We start from the raw sequence: 17,206 nt of genomic DNA on the forward strand, positions 1-17,206 counted from the left end.
TTCCGTCGCTGCGTCAGCTGAGGAGGCGAACTATACGCCCCGACCCCCGCCCCGTCAACGCCTTTTTGCAGAAAAATTACGAAAAACAGGCGCAAGAATGATAAGCCTTTGATATTCAACAAAAACATCAACAGCCCCTGCCCCGTGACGGGTAGAACGACACTGGGGGTAGCGCAAGATGAGGCAAGCAGCTCGACACGAATAGCGGTCAGTGTGCACATCAATGGGGCCCTGCTGATGCATGCCGCGCCGATTATGTCGTGCAAGTCGGCTGCGCGAACGGCATCGATTCTGCTAGGCTTGACCCTTTGATTCTATGTACACGCTCACACTCGGGTGGATGACGCTCTATGCTGAAGTTTGACGTTCTTATCATTGGCAGTGGCTTGGCCGGCATGACCCTGGCCTTGCACCTTGCCGAACGCCGCAAGGTGGGCCTGATCACCAAGCGGGATCTACTGGAGGGTAGTTCCAGCTACGCTCAGGGCGGCATTGCCGCGGTTCTCGATACCGATGATTCGGTACAGGAACATATTCAGGACACGCTGATCGCCGGCGCCGGCATCTGCAACGAGGAGACGACGCGCTATATTGTCGAACACTCCAAGGAGGCGATCGACTGGCTGATTGCGCTGGGGGTGCCCTTCACCAAGGATGAGACGCACGAGACCGGCTACCACCTGACCCGCGAAGGCGGGCACAGCCATCGCCGTATCATTCATGCGGCAGACGCGACCGGTGCGGCGGTGACGACGACGCTGGGGCAGAAGATCAAGGCCCATCCGAACATCACGCTGCTGGAAGAGTACATCGCGATCGACCTGATCACCTCCGCCAAGCTGGGGCTGGAAGGAAAGCGGGTGTATGGCGCCTACGCTCTGGCCAAGCAGGCCGACGAGGTGGTAACGATTGCGGCGCAGCACACCATTATGGCCTCCGGTGGCGCCGGCAAGGTGTACCTGTACACCACCAACCCGGATACCGCGACCGGCGACGGCATCGCCATGGGCTGGCGTGCCGGCTGCCGGGTGGGGAATATGGAGTTCATCCAGTTCCACCCAACCTGCCTCTACCACCCGCATAGCAAATCATTCCTGATTTCCGAAGCGGTGCGTGGCGAAGGCGGCATCCTGCGCCTGCCGGACGGCACTCGCTTCATGCCCAAGCACGATCCGCGTGCCGAGCTGGCGCCGCGCGACGTGGTGGCGCGCGCCATCGACTTCGAGATGAAGAAACATGGCCTGGATTGCGTGCATCTGGATATTTCCTACAAGCCGGCCAGCTTCATCAAGGAACACTTCCCCAATATCTACGCCCACTGCCTGGAACTCGGCATCGACATCACCCAGCAGCCGATCCCGGTGGTGCCGGCGGCACACTACACCTGCGGTGGCTTGGTGACCGACCTGAAGGGCCGCACCGACGTCGAAGGCCTGTACGCCGTGGGCGAAGTGGCTTGCACCGGACTGCACGGCGCCAACCGACTCGCCAGCAATTCGCTGCTGGAATGCATGGTGATCGGCAAGGCGGCGGCCGAGCATATCCTGGCGGCAACGGGCATCTCGTTGCCGGACATCCCGGACTGGGACGACAGCCAGGTGACCGACCCGGACGAGGAAGTGGTGATCTCGCACAACTGGGACGAACTGCGCCGCGCGATGTGGGACTACGTCGGCATTGTCCGCACCAACAAGCGACTGGAGCGGGCGCTCAACCGCATCAAGCTGTTGAGCGTGGAAATCAACGAGTACTACAGCAACTTCCACATCAGCAACGACCTGATCGAGTTGCGCAACCTGGTGCAGACGGCCGAGTTGATCGTGCGTTCGGCGCTGTTGCGCAAGGAAAGCCGCGGCCTGCACTACAGCCGCGACTACCCCGACACGTTGGCCGAAGGCCAGGAGACGGTGCTGACACCGGACTGAGCGGCGGACAGCCCCCTCAGCGAACGGCGCCAGCAGGCGCCGTTTTTTGTTCCCGCTCCAGCGCAGCCACCGGCAGAGTGAACCAGAACGCGCAGCCGCCGTCGGTGGAGCGCTCGACGCCGAACTGTCCGCGATGGAACTCCACGATCGAACGGCAGATGTTGAGTCCGATGCCGAGCCCATCGGGCTTGCTGGAATAGAACGGGGTAAACAGGTTGCTGCGGATACTGTCGGACAACCCCGGACCATTATCGGCCACTTCCACACGCCAATAGCCGGCATCGGCACCATAGCGCACCGTCACCTGCGGCCGGCGCGTATCGGCATCGCGCATGGCCTCGACGGCGTTCTTGATCAGGTTGAGCAGCACCTGCTCGATCAGAACCGGATCCATTTCCAGACGACAAACCGATTCGGATGGCTGGAGCAGCAGGGTGACGCCGTGCTTGACCACCATCGGTTCGGCCAGGCCGATGGCACGCCCGACCACCTTGGCGGGGTCGGCAAGCTCGAGCTGCGGCGCATGCTTCTTCACGAAGGCGCGGATGCTGTTGACGATCTGCCCGGCGCGACGCGCCTGCTCGGAGATGGCCTGAATCGCCTCGCGCACGCCCTTGGGCAGTTCGAGATCGGGGGGCAGGCGCCGCTGCAGGCCGGACGAGTAGGTATTGATTGCCGACAGCGGCTGGTTCAGCTCGTGCGCCAGGCTGGAGGCCATCTCGCCCATGGCGATCAGGCGCGAGGTGTTCTGGAAACGTTCCTCCTGGGCGCGCTCGCGCGCTTCGCGCTGGCGCAGCTCGGTGACGTCGGTCAGGATAGACAGCCAGGCCTCCTGACCATCGACCCACTCGATGCGGCGCCGATGGATCTGGAACCAGTTGCTGCCGCCATCCGAGGTGAACTCCAGGTGCTGGTTCTCTGTCCCCTCTTCGTCGCCATCGGGCAGCCGTGGCAGCAACAGGCAGCAGTCGGCATCGGGCTCGTCCTTCATCCACAAGTGGCTGAAGGTCGGGTTGGCGTAGAGTAGCTGGCTGCCGCCTTTGTCGGTGACGCACACCCCGGCGTCCAGCCCGTTCAGCACCGTGAGGAAGCGCTGGTGCGACGCGTTGAGCGCCAGGCGCTTTTTCTTCAGTTCGGTGATGTCGTACATCGAGCAGATCCAGCCGCGCTGACTGCCATCGCGCTCCACGAGCGGGGTGGCAAAGAGACGGACTTCGAAGGCTTCGCCGTTCTTGGTGACGAAGGGGACTTCGAATCCGTGTTCAGGCTGGAACCCTCGCAACACGGCGGCGATGGTGTCGTGCAGCAAGGGGTATTCGTTCGTGGGCCAGAAGCTGTGCGGTGGCGACTGCCCGACCAGCTCGTTCTCGCTGAAGCCGGACATGGCACAGAACGCCCGGTTGACGCGGACGATCTCGCCGCTCGCACTCAGCGCCATCAGGCCGCTTTTCATACTGTCTTCCATCGCCTGGCGCAGGGACATTTCCAGCTCCAGCGCCCGCTCCGCCGCCGAGCGTTCGCGGATGTGGCGCCGGATGCGCCATACCGAATACAGCAGCGCCAGCACCAGGGTAACCACCGCCACCACCAGCACCGGCAGGGTCAGTCCCATCGCACTGCGATACTCCACCGCGCGCAGGGTCAGTCCGTGGCCGGGAGGGTCGAAACTGATCTGATACTGCAGCGTGCCCGGCTGCTCGGCCTCGTCGAAGCGGCTGGCCAGCACTTTTCCCCCGAGGTCCTGGATACTGATCAGGTACTTGGAAGCGATCCACCATGGCACCTGGTTATACAGCAGCCCCTCCATCTGATAGACCAGACGAATGCCCCCGACGTACTCGCCTTCGACGATGATGGGCACGGCCATGTCGAAGCGGTACTTGCCGTCCCGCCCCCGATAGGCCTCACCGTAGGCCGCCCGCATCAGCTTGCTGGCACGCCACAAAGCATCATGGGCCGCGCCGCTCAGCACATCGCCAGGCAGGTTGACGCGGCGGGTATCCCACAGGATGCGTCCACGTGCATCCACCCGCTCCGCTTCGAGCAACTCGGGGTTCTCGCGCAGCAGCAGGCGGGCACTCTGCTGGAACTGGTAACCGTTGATGCGCAGCCCCGACACATCGTTGGCCGCATTCTCGGCCCACTCCCGATGCGTTTCCAGGTGCAGCCGCAACGACTGATCGAGCCACAGCACCTCCTGGATGAGGCTGTCCTGCTGCCCTTCCATCCAGTCGCGGTACACCAGGTAGACGATGCCGGACAAGGCCGTGATCAGGGCCAGCAGGGAGCCGACGGTGGTCAGCAGCAGGAAACGCGGAGAGCGGGATTTGGGCATGGCTCGGGGCAATGACAGAGGGGTAAGGGATTTCCCTAATGCTGAATTCCCCAATGGATCGGGAACGGCTTGCCTTCTACTTTACACCGTAATGACGGCCCGGCAACAAGGGCTGCATTCATAAAATCGACGCATCTCATGGAGACACTTTCAATGAAACTGAAAATTGCCGCTCTGGTTATCGGTGCCACCTTCGGCATGACCGGCATGGCCCACGCCGCCGGCCAAATCGTCATCAAGTTCAGCCACGTCGTCGCCCAGGACACCCCGAAGGGCAAGGCGGCCGAGTACTTCAAGAAGTTGGCCGAAGAGCGCACCAAGGGCAAGGTTTCGGTACAGGTCTACCCGAACAGCCAGCTTTACAAGGACAAGGAAGAACTGGAAGCCCTGCAACTGGGCGCGGTGCAAATGCTGGCCCCGAGCCTTGCCAAGTTCGGCCCGATGGGCGTGAAGGAATTCGAGGCGTTCGACCTTCCCTACCTGTTCGACAACTACGACGAAGTCCATAAAGTCACCCAGGGTGCCATCGGCCAGCAGCTGTTCAGCAAGCTGGAAAGCAAGGGCATCAAGGGCCTGGCCTACTGGGACAACGGCTTCAAGAACTTCTCGTCCAACAAGCCGATCCGCACCCCGGCCGACCTCAAGGGCGTGAAGATTCGCATCCAGGGCTCCAAGGTACTGGAAGAAGAAATGCGCACGCTGGGCGCCCTGCCGCAGGTGATGGCGTTCTCCGAGGTGTACCAGGCGCTGCAGACCGGCGTAGTGGACGGCACCGAGCTCGAGCCGTCCAACCTCTATACCAGCAAAGCCTATGAGGTGCAGAAGAACCTGACCCTGACCGGTCACGGCTATCTCGGCTACGCCGTAGTGGTGAACAAGAAATTCTGGGACGGCCTGCCGGCGGATGTGCGCACCACCCTGGAAGGCGCCATGAAGGACGCCACCAAGTACGAACTGCAACTGGCCAAGCAGGATACCGACAAGGCGATCGCCGCGATCAAGGCCTCCGGCAAGACCCAGGTCTACACCCCGACCCCGGTCGAGAAGGCCGCCTTCCAGAAGACCCTGAAGGCAGTGCACGAGAAGATGGCCGACCGCGTCGGCAAGGACCTGCTCAAGGCAGTGGAAAAAGAAACCGGCTACGTCGCTCCCAAGTAACCATGTCCCCAGAAGCGCCCTGCTTGACCAGGCAGGGCGCTTTTTTTCTGATCTATCGGGAGATACTCAATGCTGAAACTTCTCGACCACCTTGAGGAATGGATCATTTCCGTCCTTATCGGCGTGGCGACCCTGGTGACGTTTGTCGCAGTGGTCCATCGCTATGGCTCGGGCGTCGAACTGCTGAACCCCATCTTCAGCAAGGTCAACATGTCCTGGGCACAGGAACTGACCATCTATCTGTTCGTCTGGATGGCCAAGTTCGGCGCCGCCTATGGAGTGCGTACCGGCATCCACGTCGGCGTCGACGTGCTGATCAACCGCCTGAGCGAGCGCCTACGCGGCAAGTTCATCGTGTTCGGCCTGTTGGCCGGCGCCCTGTTCACCGGCACCGTCGGTACCCTGGGCGCCAGCTTCGTCTGGGAAATCGCCCATACCGGTCAGACCTCGGCCGACCTGGAACTGCCGATGTGGCTGGTCTACCTCGCGGTGCCCTGCGGTTCTTATCTGATGTGCTTCCGCTTCCTGCAGGTGACCGTGTCGTTCATCAAGACCGGCGTTCTGCCCAAGCACGACCACGCCCACGTCGAAGGCATGGATGACGAAACGGCAAAAGCCGACTGGGACGTCGTGGAGGAGAACCTCCACCCGCAAGACCTGCAGCAGCATGGGGTGAAAAAATGAGCACACTGATTCTCTTCGGGCTGTTGATCGCCCTCATGATCACCGGCATGCCCATCTCGATTTCGCTGGGCCTGACCGTGCTGACCTTCCTGTTCACCATGACCCAGGTGCCGATCGAGTCGGTGGCGCTGAAGCTGTTCACCGGCATCGAGAAGTTCGAGATCATGGCGATTCCATTCTTCATCTTGGCCGGTAACTTCCTCACCCACGGCGGGGTGGCGAGGCGCATGATCAACTTTGCCTCGAGCATGGTGGGACACTGGCATGGCGGCCTGGGCCTGGCCGGCGTGCTGGCCTGCGCTCTGTTCGCCGCGATTTCGGGTTCCAGCCCGGCCTGCGTGGTAGCCATTGGTTCGATCATCCTGCCCGCCATGGTGAAGCAGGGCTTCCCGAATAAGTTCGGCGCCGGTGTGATCACCACCTCGGGCGCACTGGGCATCCTGATCCCGCCGTCCATCGCCATGGTGATGTTCTCGGTGGCCACCAACACCTCGGTGGGCCAGCTGTTCATGGCCGGCGTGGTGCCGGGGATCATGCTGGCGACCTCGCTGGGTGTCACCACTTGGTACCGTGCCCGCAAGAACAACTACCCGCGTCTGCCCAAGGCGAGCTTCGCCCAACGCATGAAGGCGCTGCGCGAGAGCTTCTGGGGCCTGTCGCTGATCGTGCTGGTGATCGGCGGTATCTACAGCGGCATCTTCACCCCGACCGAAGCGGCCGCCGTGTCCGCCGTATACGCCTTCATCGTGGCCGTGTTCATCTACAAGGACCTGAACCTGAAACAGGTGCCGAAGGTGCTGCTGGATTCGGCCAGCATGTCGGCGATGCTGCTCTACATCATCACCAACGCCGTGCTGTTCTCGTTCCTGATGACCTCGGAGGGCGTGCCGCAGGCGATGGCGAGCTGGCTGATCGACATGGGCTTCGGTCCGATCGCCTTCCTGCTGATGGTGAACATCCTGCTGCTGCTGGCGGGCAACGTGATGGAGCCGTCGTCGATCATCCTGATCATGGCGCCGATCCTGTTCCCGGTGGCGGTGCAGCTGGGCATCGACCCGGTGCACTTCGGCATCCTGATCGTGGTCAACATGGAAGTGGGCATGTGCCACCCGCCGGTGGGTCTGAACCTGTACGTGGCCTCGGGCATCACCAAGATGGGCATCACCGAACTCACCGTGGCGGTGTGGCCGTGGCTCCTGACCATGCTGGTCTTCCTCGGCCTGGTGACCTACGTGCCGGCGATCTCGCTGTGGCTGCCTAAGACCCTCGGCATGATGTAAATTGTATTTTGTCTGACAACGCGATGGAGGCCTCTCCATCGCGTATTTGCATGGCGTCACTACATCCCGTTTACAGGGTTAGCCCTAGTGCCCTTATAATGTCGGACCACACGACACGACACACACCCCCTTAAAGATACCTAAGAAAATCAGGAGCTCCCAGATGGATGAGCAATTGCGTCAAAACGCACTCGATTTCCACCAGTTCCCGCAGCCGGGCAAAATCCAGGTTTCTCCGACCAAGCCGCTGGCTACCCAGCGCGACCTGGCCCTGGCCTACTCGCCGGGCGTGGCTGCACCGTGTGACGCTATCGTCGAAGACCCGCTGAACGCCTACAAGTACACCGCGCGCGGCAACCTTGTCGCGGTGATCACCAACGGTACCGCCGTACTGGGCCTGGGTAACATCGGCCCCTTGGCCGGCAAGCCGGTGATGGAAGGCAAGGGGGTGCTGTTCAAGAAATTTGCCGGTGTCGACGTGTTCGACATCGAGCTGAATGAAAACGACCCGGACAAGCTGGTCGACATCATCTGCTCGATGGAGCCGACTTTCGGCGGCATCAACCTGGAAGACATCAAGGCGCCGGAGTGCTTCTACATCGAGAAGAAGTGCCGCGAGCGCATGGGCATCCCGGTGTTCCACGACGACCAGCACGGTACCGCCATCGTGGCCGCCGCCGCCGTGCTGAACTCGCTGCGCCTGGTCAACAAGGATATCTCCAAGGTCCGCGTCGTGGCTTCCGGCGCCGGCGCGGCTGCTATCGCCTGCCTGGAACTTCAGGTGGCGCTGGGCGTGAAGCGCGAAAACATCACCGTGTGCGACTCGAAGGGTGTGATCTACGAGGGCCGCGACGAAAAGATGGACGAATCGAAGAAGCGCTTCGCCATCAAGGATAACGGCCAGCGCAAACTGGCCGACGCCATGGTCGGCGCCGACATCTTCATGGGCCTGTCCGGTCCCAAGCTGGTGACCCAGGAGATGGTGAAGTCGATGGCGGCTCACCCGGTGATCCTGGCCATGGCCAACCCGGAACCGGAAATCCTGCCGCCGCTGGTGAAGGAAGTCCGCCCGGACGCCATCATCGGCACCGGCCGTTCCGACTACCCGAACCAGGTCAACAACGTCCTGTGCTTCCCGTTCATCTTCCGCGGTGCGCTGGACGTGGGCGCCACCACCATCAACGAAGAGATGAAGCTCGCCACCGTACGCGCCATCGCCGACCTGGCCATGGCCGAACAGAGCGACGTGGTGGCGTCGGCTTACGGTGACCAGGAGCTGTCGTTCGGCCCGGAATACGTGATTCCGAAGCCGTTCGATCCGCGCCTGATCGTCAAGATCGCCCCGGCTGTGGCCAAGGCGGCCATGGATTCCGGCGTGGCGACCCGCCCGATCGCCGACTTCGACGCCTACGTCGAGCAGCTGGCCCAGTTCGTCTACAAAACCAACCTGTTCATGAAGCCGGTGTTCTCGCAGGCCAAGACCGACAAGAAGCGCGTCGTGCTGGCCGAGGGCGAGGACGAGCGCGTGCTGCACGCCACTCAGGAAATCGTGTCGCAGGGTCTGGCCTTCCCGATCCTGATCGGCCGTCCGTCCGTGATCGAGAAGCGTATCGAGCGCCTCGGCCTGAAGATGACCCCGGGCAAGGACTTCGAGCTGGTCAACAACGAATCCGACCCGCGCTTCAACGAGTACTGGAAAGAGTACTACCAGCTGATGAAGCGCAAGGGCGTGAGCCAGGAACAGGCTCGCCGCCGCGTGATCGGCAACACCACGCTGATCGGCGCGCTGATGGTGCGTCGTGGCGAGGCCGATGCGCTGATCTGCGGCACCTACGGTGCCTATCGTCAGCACTTCGAGATCGTCGAGAACGTGCTGGGCTACGCCAACGAGAAGAAAGTGGCCGGCGCGATGAACGCGCTGATGCTGCCGACTGGCAACATCTTCATCACCGACACCTACGTCAACCCGAACCCGAGCGCCGAACAGCTGGCCGAGATCACCGCCATGGCGGCCGAATCGGTGAAGCGTTTCGGTATCGCGCCGAAGGTGGCGCTGCTGTCGAACTCCAGCTTCGGCACCAGCGGCATCGAGTCGGCCGGCAAGATGCGCGAGGCGCTGGCACTGATCCAGGACGCCCAGCCTGAACTGGAAGTGGACGGCGAAATGCAGGGTGACGCGGCGCTGGTGGAAGCCATTCGCAACCAGGCGATGCCGGACAGCACGCTCAAGGGCGCGGCCAACCTGCTGGTGATGCCGAACGTGGAAGCCGCCAACATCTCGTACAATCTGCTGCGCGTGTCGGCGTCGGATGGCGTGACCATCGGCCCGATCCTGATGGGTATGTCGAAGCCGGTCCACATCCTGACCCAGATCTCGTCGGTACGCCGCATCGTCAACATGGTCGCCCTGGCTGCCGTGGATGCTCAGGTGGCCTGCAAGAACTAATCGGGTTCAACTGGCTTATACTGAACGGGCGACGTAATGTCGCCCGTTTTTGTTTTTGTCATTCAGGAGCCCCCATGAGCGCCGACTTCAATCCTGCCGATCCCTTCGCCATGTTCCGTCAGTTCTGGCAGAACGCCGCCCCCTCCTCCGCCCAGCCCTTCATGCCGCCGCTGACCGAAGAGGAAATCGACCGCAAGATGGCTGAGCTGCGCGTGGTGGAAGGCTGGCTGACGATGAATCTGGGCATGCTGTCGATGCAGATCAAGGCCCTGGAGATGCAGAAGGCCGGACTGGCCGCGATGAAGCCGAAGGATCACTGAGCGCGCCGGGCTGGCCGCGGTCTTCGGCCAACCTCACGATCTTGCCACGATGGTGCCGCGCCCCGTCAACGGCTAAAATGCCGGGATGAATCCTCCCCGTTTCGTCCACCTGCGACTCCACTCCGAATTCTCCGTCTACGACGGCATCGTGCGTCTGGACGACGCCGTCAAGCGCGCCAAGAAGCACGGCATGCCGGCCATCGGCATGTCCGATCTGATGAACCTGTTCGGCATGGTCAAGTTCTACAAGGCCTGCCGCGGCAACGGCATCAAGCCCATCGTTTCGGTCGACGCGCTGATCAGCAACGACGACGACCGCGACAAGCCCTCTCGCCTGCTGCTCACCGCCAAGAACCGCGCCGGCTACCTGCGCCTGTGCGATCTGCTGACGCAGGCGGTGCTGCATAACCAGTACCGCGGCCGTGCCGAGCTGAAACGCGAGTGGCTGGAAAACGGCGACAACAGCCAGCTGATCTGCCTCTCCGGCGCGCATCTGGGCGATGTCGGCATGGCGCTCGCCAACGGCCAGCGCGACGTGGCGGAACGGCGCGCACGCTATTGGGCCGGGCTGTTCCCCGACAACTTCTATCTGGAAGTGCAGCGCCTCGACAATCCGCAGATCGAGGGCGTGGTGCAGCAGACCCTGTGGCTCGCCGGCGAGACCGGGCTGCCGGTGGTGGCGACGCATCCGATCCAGTTCATGGATCCGGACGACTTCAAGGCGCACGAGGCGCGGGTGTGCATCGCCGAGGGCTACACCCTGGGCGACAAGCGCCGGCCGAAGAATTTCGCCGAATGCCAGTATTTCCTGTCGACCGAGGAGATGATCGAGCGCTTCCACGACATCCCGGAAGCGCTGGAGAATTCGGTGGAAATCGCGCGCCGCTGCAACATCACGGTGCAGCTGGGCAAGAACTACCTGCCGGACTTCCCCACCCCCGAAGGCATGACGCTTGACGACTACCTGGTCCACCTGTCCAAGGAGGGCCTGGAGACGCGGCTGGAGAAGCTCTACCCCGACCCGGAGGTCCGTGCCGCCGAGCGCCCGCGCTACGACGCGCGCCTGAAAATCGAGTGCGACACCATCGTCCAGATGGGCTTCCCGGGCTACTTCCTGATCGTGGCCGACTTCATCGTCTGGGCCAAGAACAACGGCTGCCCGGTGGGCCCGGGGCGAGGTTCCGGCGCGGGCTCGCTGGTGGCGTTCAGCCTCGGCATCACCGACATCGACCCGCTGGCCTACGCCCTGCTGTTCGAACGCTTCCTGAACCCGGAGCGGGTGTCGATGCCTGACTTCGACGTCGACTTCTGCCAGGACAACCGCTACCGCGTGATCGAGTACGTGCGCCAGAAGTACGGCGCCGAGGCGGTGAGCCAGATCGCCACCTTCGGCACCATGGCGGCCAAGGCCGTGGTGCGCGACGTCGGCCGCGTGCTCGACCTGCCCTACATGTTCTGCGACGGCGTTTCCAAGCTGATCCCGGCGGCACCGGGCAAGCAGTACTCGCTGGACGACGCGGTCGAGATGGAGCCGATTCTGAAAGAACGGCTGGAGAACGAGGAAGAGCTGCGCGAGCTGTGGGAGCTGGCGAAGAAACTGGAAGGCCTGACGCGCGGCATCGGCATGCACGCCGGCGGCGTGCTGATCGCCCCGGGCAAGATCACCGACTTCTGCCCGGTGTACCAGGCGGCCGGCGACGACGCCGTGCCGGTCTCGATGCTGGACAAGGACGACGTCGAGCAGATCGGCCTGGTGAAGTTCGACTTTCTGGGTCTGCGCAACCTCACCATCATCGACCTCGCGGTCAAGTACATCAAGGCGCTCGATCCGGCCTTCGACACCGATCTCAACCTGCTCGAGTTCACCGACCCGGCCGCCTACCAGATCCTGCAGAAGGCCAACACCACGGCGGTGTTCCAGCTGGAATCGGACGGCATGAAGCGGCTCTTGGAAAAGCTCAAGCCCGACCGTTTCGAAGACATCATCGCCGTGCTGGCGCTATACCGCCCGGGCCCGCTCGGCTCGGGCATGGTGGACGACTTCATCCTGCGCAAGGCCGGCAAGCAGGAGGTCGATTACTTCCACCCTGACCTGACCGCGTGTCTCGAACCGACCTACGGCGTGATCGTGTATCAGGAACAGGTGATGCAGATCTCGCAGATCATCGGCGGCTACACCCTGGGCGGCGCCGACATGCTGCGCCGCGCGATGGGCAAGAAGAAGCCGGAGGAGATGGCCGAGCACCGCGGCAAGATCGCGCAGGGCGCCGCCGCCAAGGGCTACGACCCGAAGTTGGCCGAACAGCTGTTCGACCTGATGGCCAAGTTCGCCGAGTACGGCTTCAACAAGTCGCACACCGCCGCCTACGCCGTGGTGTCGTACCAGACCGCCTGGCTCAAGGCGCACCACTGCGCGGCGTTCATGGCGGCCACCATGTCGTCGGAACTGGACAACACCGACCAGCTCAAGGTGTTCTACGACGATTCGGTCGCCAACAAGCTGAAGTTCCTGCCGCCCGACGTCAACGAGAGCTTCTACCGTTTCGTGCCGGTGGATCGCCAGCATATCCGCTACGCGCTGGGCGCGGTCAAGGGCACCGGCGAGGCGGCGGTGGAGCATATCGTCGCGGTGCGCCAGGAGAGTGGGCCGTTCACCGACCTGTTCGATTTCTGCCGCCGCACCGACAAGCGCACCGTCAACAAGCGCACCATCGAATCGCTGATCCGCGCCGGGGCCTTCGACGCGATCGAACCCAACCGGGCCAAGCTGTTCGCCAACGTCGGCCTCGCCATGGAGGCGGCCGAGCAGGAAGCGGCCAACGCCAACCAGGGCGGGCTGTTCGACATGTTCGACGCCGACAGCGCGCCGACCGTGGAGATGGTCGAGGTCAAGCCGTGGCCGCCGGCGGTACAGTTGGCCGAAGAAAAGCTCGCCATCGGCTACTACCTCTCCGGCCACCCGTTCTCGGCCTACGAGAAGGAGGTGCGCGGCTTCATCAAGACCCCGCTGTCGCGCCTCACGCCACGCAAGGAGCCGCAGCTGATCGCCGGCTTCGTCACCGGCCTGCGCACCAAGGTCGGCAACCGCGGCAAGATGGCGTTCATCCAGCTCGACGACGGCAGCGCCAAGCGCGAGGTCAGCGTGTTCTCGGAAAGCTTCGACGCCAACCGCGCCAAGCTGCGCGAAGACACGGTGCTGGTGATCGAGGGCAAGGTGAGCGAGGACAGTTTCAACGGCGGCCTGCGGATCATCGCCGACAAGATTTACGAGCTGGGCGAGGCGCGCAGCCGCTACGCCCGCAGCCTGGCGCTGCAAATCAACGGCAACGCCGACGTGGCGCGGCTGCGCACCACGCTGGGCCCGTTCCGCAGCGAAGACGCCGGCTGCCCGGTGCGGCTGAGCTACAACAACGGACTGGCCAAGGGGGATTTGCTGCTGCCGCCGGAATGGGGGGTGCGCCTGGACGACGGGCTGCTGCTGGCGCTGCAGGACTGGCTGGGCGACCAGGCGGTGAAGGTGCTGTGGTAACCGCCTAGCCCATCAGGCGGCTAGGCCTTCGCATCTTGAGTGGGGGCGGTGCTCTGCGCATGCGAATCTCACTGGAAGATTTGCTTGGCCATGTTCCTCATGTACTACCTGTACATGGCGGTTCCTGCGCTCCGGCCGCACTTAACCAGCCTTGGCTCGCTCGCCTATTGGGCTAGGCGCCAAGCAACGGGTCGCTACTTCGGCCAACGTTGGCCGAAACCCCATGCAAAAACCGGGCAGTGGTGACTGCCCGGTTTTTTTGTTTCTGTCTGTCAGACCAGGCCCATGGCCTTCAGCTCGGCCTTCAGGTAGGCGTAATAGATCGGCGCCGCGATCACGCCGGGGAGGCCGAACACCGCTTCCAGCACGATCATCGCCAGCAAGATTTCCCAGGAACGCGCCTGGATGCGCGAGCCGACGATGCGGGCGTTGAGGAAGTATTCCAGCTTGTGGATCACCACCAGGAAGACCAGCGCCGCCACCGCCAGGCCAAGCGACTGCGACATCGCCACCACCACGATCATGGTATTGGAGATCAGGTTGCCGATCACCGGCAGCAGCCCGACCAGGAAGGTGATGGCGATCAGGGTCTTGGTCAGCGGTAACGGTGTCCCGGCCAGGGGCAAGGCCACTCCCAGGAACAACCAGGTCAGGAAGGCGTTGAGCGCGGCAATGCGCACCTGCGCGAACACCACCTTGCGGAACGACGCGGCCAGGCAGGCCGTCCGGCGCACCAGCGCCAGCGCCAGCGGCCCGCTGCCCTCGCGGTGCAGCGATTCGGACAGCGCCACCATCGCCCCGATCACCATGCCGATCAGCACCAGCACCGCGCCCCGGCCGGCGGCCCCGCCGACCAGGCGCAGCTCCTCGAGGTGCTGGGTCAGCCAACGGCTCACCATGTTCTTCAGCTCGTCGCTGTTGTTCGGCAGATGCTCGGCCAGCCAGCCCGGCAGTTGCTGGCGCAGCAGCACCGCGATCTCACCCGATTTCTGCAGGATCGCCGGCACCGCCCCGGTCTCGCCGTGGAAGATCGACATCACGCCGAACGAGAAGCCGACCAACAGCAGGATGATGAGAATGGACAACAGCAGCACCGCCACGGCGCGGGCACGGCGCCCTGCCATACGGTTGAGATGCGCCTGGGACGCCGCCAGCGCCACCAGCTCGTGCACCAGCAAGCCGGCGATCAGGGCTGCCAGCAAGTGAAACTGCAGCACGACATACAACGCCGTGCCGGCCAGCAGGTAGCTGGCCAGCTCGACGGGGTCGGTTCGGTTCAAACTATTCGGCATGCCGTCCTCTGCGGTCGTTACCCGCCGAGAATGGCGGGCGAAAATGACCGCAGTATGTCGCGGGAGCGGGAAGAAGCACAATGGGGTGCAAGCGGAAACGGCGGGAACTCACCGCTCCAGTACGGCAGAGCCGGTGACGCAGAACGGCACCGCCCGCGCTCATGGCCGGCGATACACCCCGATCAGCTGCGCCTCGCCCAGCACATGGCCCTGCAGCACCTGCTCCAGCCGATGCTTGCCGGGATGCCCCAGATCCGGCAGTACCGTGTCGAGCGCGTAGAGCTTGAAGAAATAACGGTGCTGCCCGATCGGCGGACACGGCCCGCCCCAGCCGGTGCGCTGCCAGTCGTTCAACCCTTGGCCGACCTGCGGCGGCAGATGCTGCGAGGCGCCTTCGGCCAACTCGTGGCGATCCGGCGGCAGGTTGTACAGCACCCAATGCACCCAGGTCATCTTCGGCGCCGCCGGGTCCGGTGCGTCCGGATCGTCAACGATCAGCACGAACGAGCGCGTGCCGGCGGGTGCGCCCTGCCACGCCAGCGGCGGCGAGACATCCACCCCGTCGCAGGTATAACGCGCCGGCACGCCCGCCCCCGGCGCAAACGCCGGGGAGGTCAGCTGCAGTCCCATCGCCCCTACCTCCATCGCCACGCCGGCCAGAACGGCCAGCGACCACATGCGGGCACGCCGCACGCCTTGCGGCGCGCGACGCCATCCTGCTTGTGTTGTAGCACCCGGTAGAGCCAGCGGCCCCCTCACTTTCCCCATCGTGGCTCGCTCGATGGAGGCGAGCTCAGGGCAGCACATCCAGTTTGCCTGATGTCAGCATGTCATTCATGTTCAGACCCGTCACCCCATTCAGGATGGCGACATCCTGAAAACCGTAGCTGCCACCGCTGCCATCGCGATCCACACTGACGATGGTATTGCCGCCGCTTTCGGTGAAATGGATGAAGGCGCTGGGCGTTGCCGGGTTGTAGTTGATCAGCAAATCAGAGATATCCAACGTGTCGGCGTTGGCACCCGTCGCCGTGAAATTGGTGATGGTGTCGGTCCCGCCATTATCCGAGGCAAGGAACACGAAGCGGTCAGCCTGGTTGCCACCGCTCAGGGTATCGTTGCCCGCCCCGCCATACAGCACGTCGTTCCCGTTCTGGCCGAACAGGGTATCGTTGCCCGAGCCGCCAAACATCACATCGTTGCCGCCGCTGCCATACAGCACGTCATCCCCGATCAGGATGGAATTCGTGCCGCCGCCGGACGGCAGGGAGCCATCATCGCCCGTTACTTGCCCCTGAGCATTGGTGCCCGTGATGATGTTGAAGACTTCGTGATAGGTCGCCGAGGCAGAATCGGTGGTCTGGATATCCAGCTGGTACACCGAATTAGAGGCAAGGCCGCTGCCGGTACTCAGTGAATTGCCGCTGATGGAAAAACTGGCGGCGCTACCCGACAGCGTGCTGCTGGACATCAGCGAATACGTAAACGTATCGCCGCTATCGACGTCGATTGTGGACAGCGTGCCAAGTACAGCCCCGGCTCCGGGTAGGGCGTTCCCCCCCGGCTCGGCCATGCTCAACACGATGTCGGTCGGAGCATGATTGACACTATCGTTGCTGCCGTTGACGGCGACGTCGATGGTATAGCTGGCGCTCCCGTCAAACGATTTGACCGTCAGCGTGTCGTGCACCACGCTGCCCGTGGCCAAGGCGTCGGTCGCGGGGCGGGTATCGTCCAGCGCGTAGCTCCATACCCCGGTACTGGCGTTGAAGCTGAAGTCGCCGTAGGTCCCGGCGAGACTGACCGGGGCCTGGAAGTGGGCTTCGCCGTTGTCGACATCGTGCACCGTCAGCTGGCCGCCGGCGCTGGAGTCGCCGGCCACGCCGCTGCCCACCTCGGTGACCGAGGTGTCTTCGCTCGCCGACGCGGTGATGGTGGCGGCGTCGTTGGTGCCAGTAATGTTCACCGTCAGCGTGTGCTCGGTGCCGTCGGCGCTCTGCACCACCAGCGTGTCGGTGTTGGTGGTGCCGGCCGCGAACTCGTTGTGCGCCGAGTCCATGGTATAGCTCCACGCCCCGTCGCTGCCGATGGTGAAGTGGCCGTAGCCGTTGCTGCCGGCGACGTTGCTCTGCGCCTGGAAGGTTTCGGCGCTGTCCACGTCGTGCGCCACCAGCGTGCCGCCGGTGGTCTGCGCCGCATCGGTCTCGGTCAGCCCCTTGGTGTCGTCGCCGCTGAAG

The 17,206-nt window shown here is 63.4% G+C and carries 11 protein-coding genes and 1 other RNA gene; 8 read left to right on the forward strand and 4 right to left on the reverse strand.

Annotation, left to right across the window (positions count from 1 at the left end; translation table 11 throughout):
- Positions 1-350: 350 nt before the first annotated feature.
- Positions 351-1,925 carry an L-aspartate oxidase gene (gene nadB / locus AC3WG5_RS11690; RefSeq protein ID WP_008955926.1) on the forward strand — a complete coding sequence of 525 codons (1,575 nt, stop codon included), beginning with the start codon at positions 351-353 and terminating at the stop codon, positions 1,923-1,925.
- A 16-nt stretch (positions 1,926-1,941) separates the two neighbouring features.
- Here nadB and AC3WG5_RS11695 read toward each other — a convergent pair whose 3' ends face one another.
- A complete protein-coding gene (locus AC3WG5_RS11695; protein WP_492568803.1) occupies positions 1,942-4,260 on the reverse strand; it encodes a PAS domain S-box protein in 2,319 nt (772 codons plus the stop codon).
- A 153-nt stretch (positions 4,261-4,413) separates the two neighbouring features.
- Between AC3WG5_RS11695 and AC3WG5_RS11700 the strand changes: the two genes are divergently transcribed.
- From AC3WG5_RS11700 to AC3WG5_RS11730, 7 genes are all read left to right on the forward strand, one after another.
- Positions 4,414-5,418, forward strand: coding sequence for a TRAP transporter substrate-binding protein (locus AC3WG5_RS11700; RefSeq protein WP_492568804.1), 1,005 nt, complete (start codon positions 4,414-4,416; stop codon positions 5,416-5,418).
- A gap of 69 nt (positions 5,419-5,487) precedes the next feature.
- Positions 5,488-6,102: a TRAP transporter small permease gene (locus AC3WG5_RS11705; protein WP_492568805.1), complete on the forward strand. Its 615-nt coding sequence runs from the start codon at positions 5,488-5,490 to the stop codon at positions 6,100-6,102.
- Positions 6,099-7,382, forward strand: a complete 1,284-nt coding sequence (locus tag AC3WG5_RS11710; protein WP_008955922.1) for a TRAP transporter large permease — start codon at positions 6,099-6,101, stop codon at positions 7,380-7,382. The genes AC3WG5_RS11705 and AC3WG5_RS11710 overlap by 4 nt, the downstream gene beginning before the upstream one ends.
- A 163-nt stretch (positions 7,383-7,545) precedes the next feature.
- Positions 7,546-9,828, forward strand: a complete 2,283-nt coding sequence (locus AC3WG5_RS11715) for an NADP-dependent malic enzyme (RefSeq protein ID WP_492568806.1) — start codon at positions 7,546-7,548, stop codon at positions 9,826-9,828.
- A 74-nt stretch (positions 9,829-9,902) separates the two neighbouring features.
- The gene (locus tag AC3WG5_RS11720) at positions 9,903-10,148 is read left to right on the forward strand and encodes a PhaM family polyhydroxyalkanoate granule multifunctional regulatory protein (RefSeq protein ID WP_008955920.1); all 246 of its coding nucleotides are present in this window, start codon (positions 9,903-9,905) and stop codon (positions 10,146-10,148) included.
- Positions 10,149-10,233: 85 nt separating this feature from the next.
- A complete protein-coding gene (gene dnaE, locus AC3WG5_RS11725) occupies positions 10,234-13,677 on the forward strand; it encodes a DNA polymerase III subunit alpha (protein ID WP_492568807.1) in 3,444 nt (1,147 codons plus the stop codon).
- 99 nt (positions 13,678-13,776) lie between these two features.
- Positions 13,777-13,855: non-coding RNA, sX9 sRNA (locus tag AC3WG5_RS11730), on the forward strand.
- A gap of 94 nt (positions 13,856-13,949) precedes the next feature.
- On the opposite strand, the gene AC3WG5_RS11735 is transcribed toward AC3WG5_RS11730, so the two are convergent.
- The 3 genes from AC3WG5_RS11735 to AC3WG5_RS11745 all read right to left on the reverse strand — a co-directional run.
- Positions 13,950-14,969 (reverse strand): AI-2E family transporter, encoded by a 1,020-nt coding sequence (locus tag AC3WG5_RS11735; protein ID WP_492568808.1) that lies wholly within the window; start codon positions 14,967-14,969, stop codon positions 13,950-13,952.
- A gap of 159 nt (positions 14,970-15,128) precedes the next feature.
- Complete coding sequence (locus AC3WG5_RS11740) at positions 15,129-15,647, reverse strand: YbhB/YbcL family Raf kinase inhibitor-like protein (protein ID WP_492568809.1); 519 nt, start codon at positions 15,645-15,647, stop codon at positions 15,129-15,131.
- A 115-nt stretch (positions 15,648-15,762) separates the two neighbouring features.
- Positions 15,763-17,206: VCBS domain-containing protein (locus tag AC3WG5_RS11745; protein WP_492568810.1), on the reverse strand; the 1,444-nt coding region annotated here is incomplete at its 5' end.

The organism is Pseudogulbenkiania sp. FW507-F1 (assembly GCF_058781125.1).

What these genes read in the sequence shown, in the direction of transcription:
- nadB (WP_008955926.1), top strand. Translation starts at nt 351, where the DNA reads ATGCTGAAGTTTGACGTTCTTATCATTGGCAGTGGCTTGGCCGGCATG.
- AC3WG5_RS11695 (WP_492568803.1), bottom strand. Translation starts at nt 4,260, where the DNA reads ATGCCCAAATCCCGCTCTCCGCGTTTCCTGCTGCTGACCACCGTCGGC.
- AC3WG5_RS11700 (WP_492568804.1), top strand. Translation starts at nt 4,414, where the DNA reads ATGAAACTGAAAATTGCCGCTCTGGTTATCGGTGCCACCTTCGGCATG.
- AC3WG5_RS11705 (WP_492568805.1), top strand. Translation starts at nt 5,488, where the DNA reads ATGCTGAAACTTCTCGACCACCTTGAGGAATGGATCATTTCCGTCCTT.
- AC3WG5_RS11710 (WP_008955922.1), top strand. Translation starts at nt 6,099, where the DNA reads ATGAGCACACTGATTCTCTTCGGGCTGTTGATCGCCCTCATGATCACC.
- AC3WG5_RS11715 (WP_492568806.1), top strand. Translation starts at nt 7,546, where the DNA reads ATGGATGAGCAATTGCGTCAAAACGCACTCGATTTCCACCAGTTCCCG.
- AC3WG5_RS11720 (WP_008955920.1), top strand. Translation starts at nt 9,903, where the DNA reads ATGAGCGCCGACTTCAATCCTGCCGATCCCTTCGCCATGTTCCGTCAG.
- dnaE (WP_492568807.1), top strand. Translation starts at nt 10,234, where the DNA reads ATGAATCCTCCCCGTTTCGTCCACCTGCGACTCCACTCCGAATTCTCC.
- AC3WG5_RS11735 (WP_492568808.1), bottom strand. Translation starts at nt 14,969, where the DNA reads ATGCCGAATAGTTTGAACCGAACCGACCCCGTCGAGCTGGCCAGCTAC.
- AC3WG5_RS11740 (WP_492568809.1), bottom strand. Translation starts at nt 15,647, where the DNA reads ATGTGGTCGCTGGCCGTTCTGGCCGGCGTGGCGATGGAGGTAGGGGCG.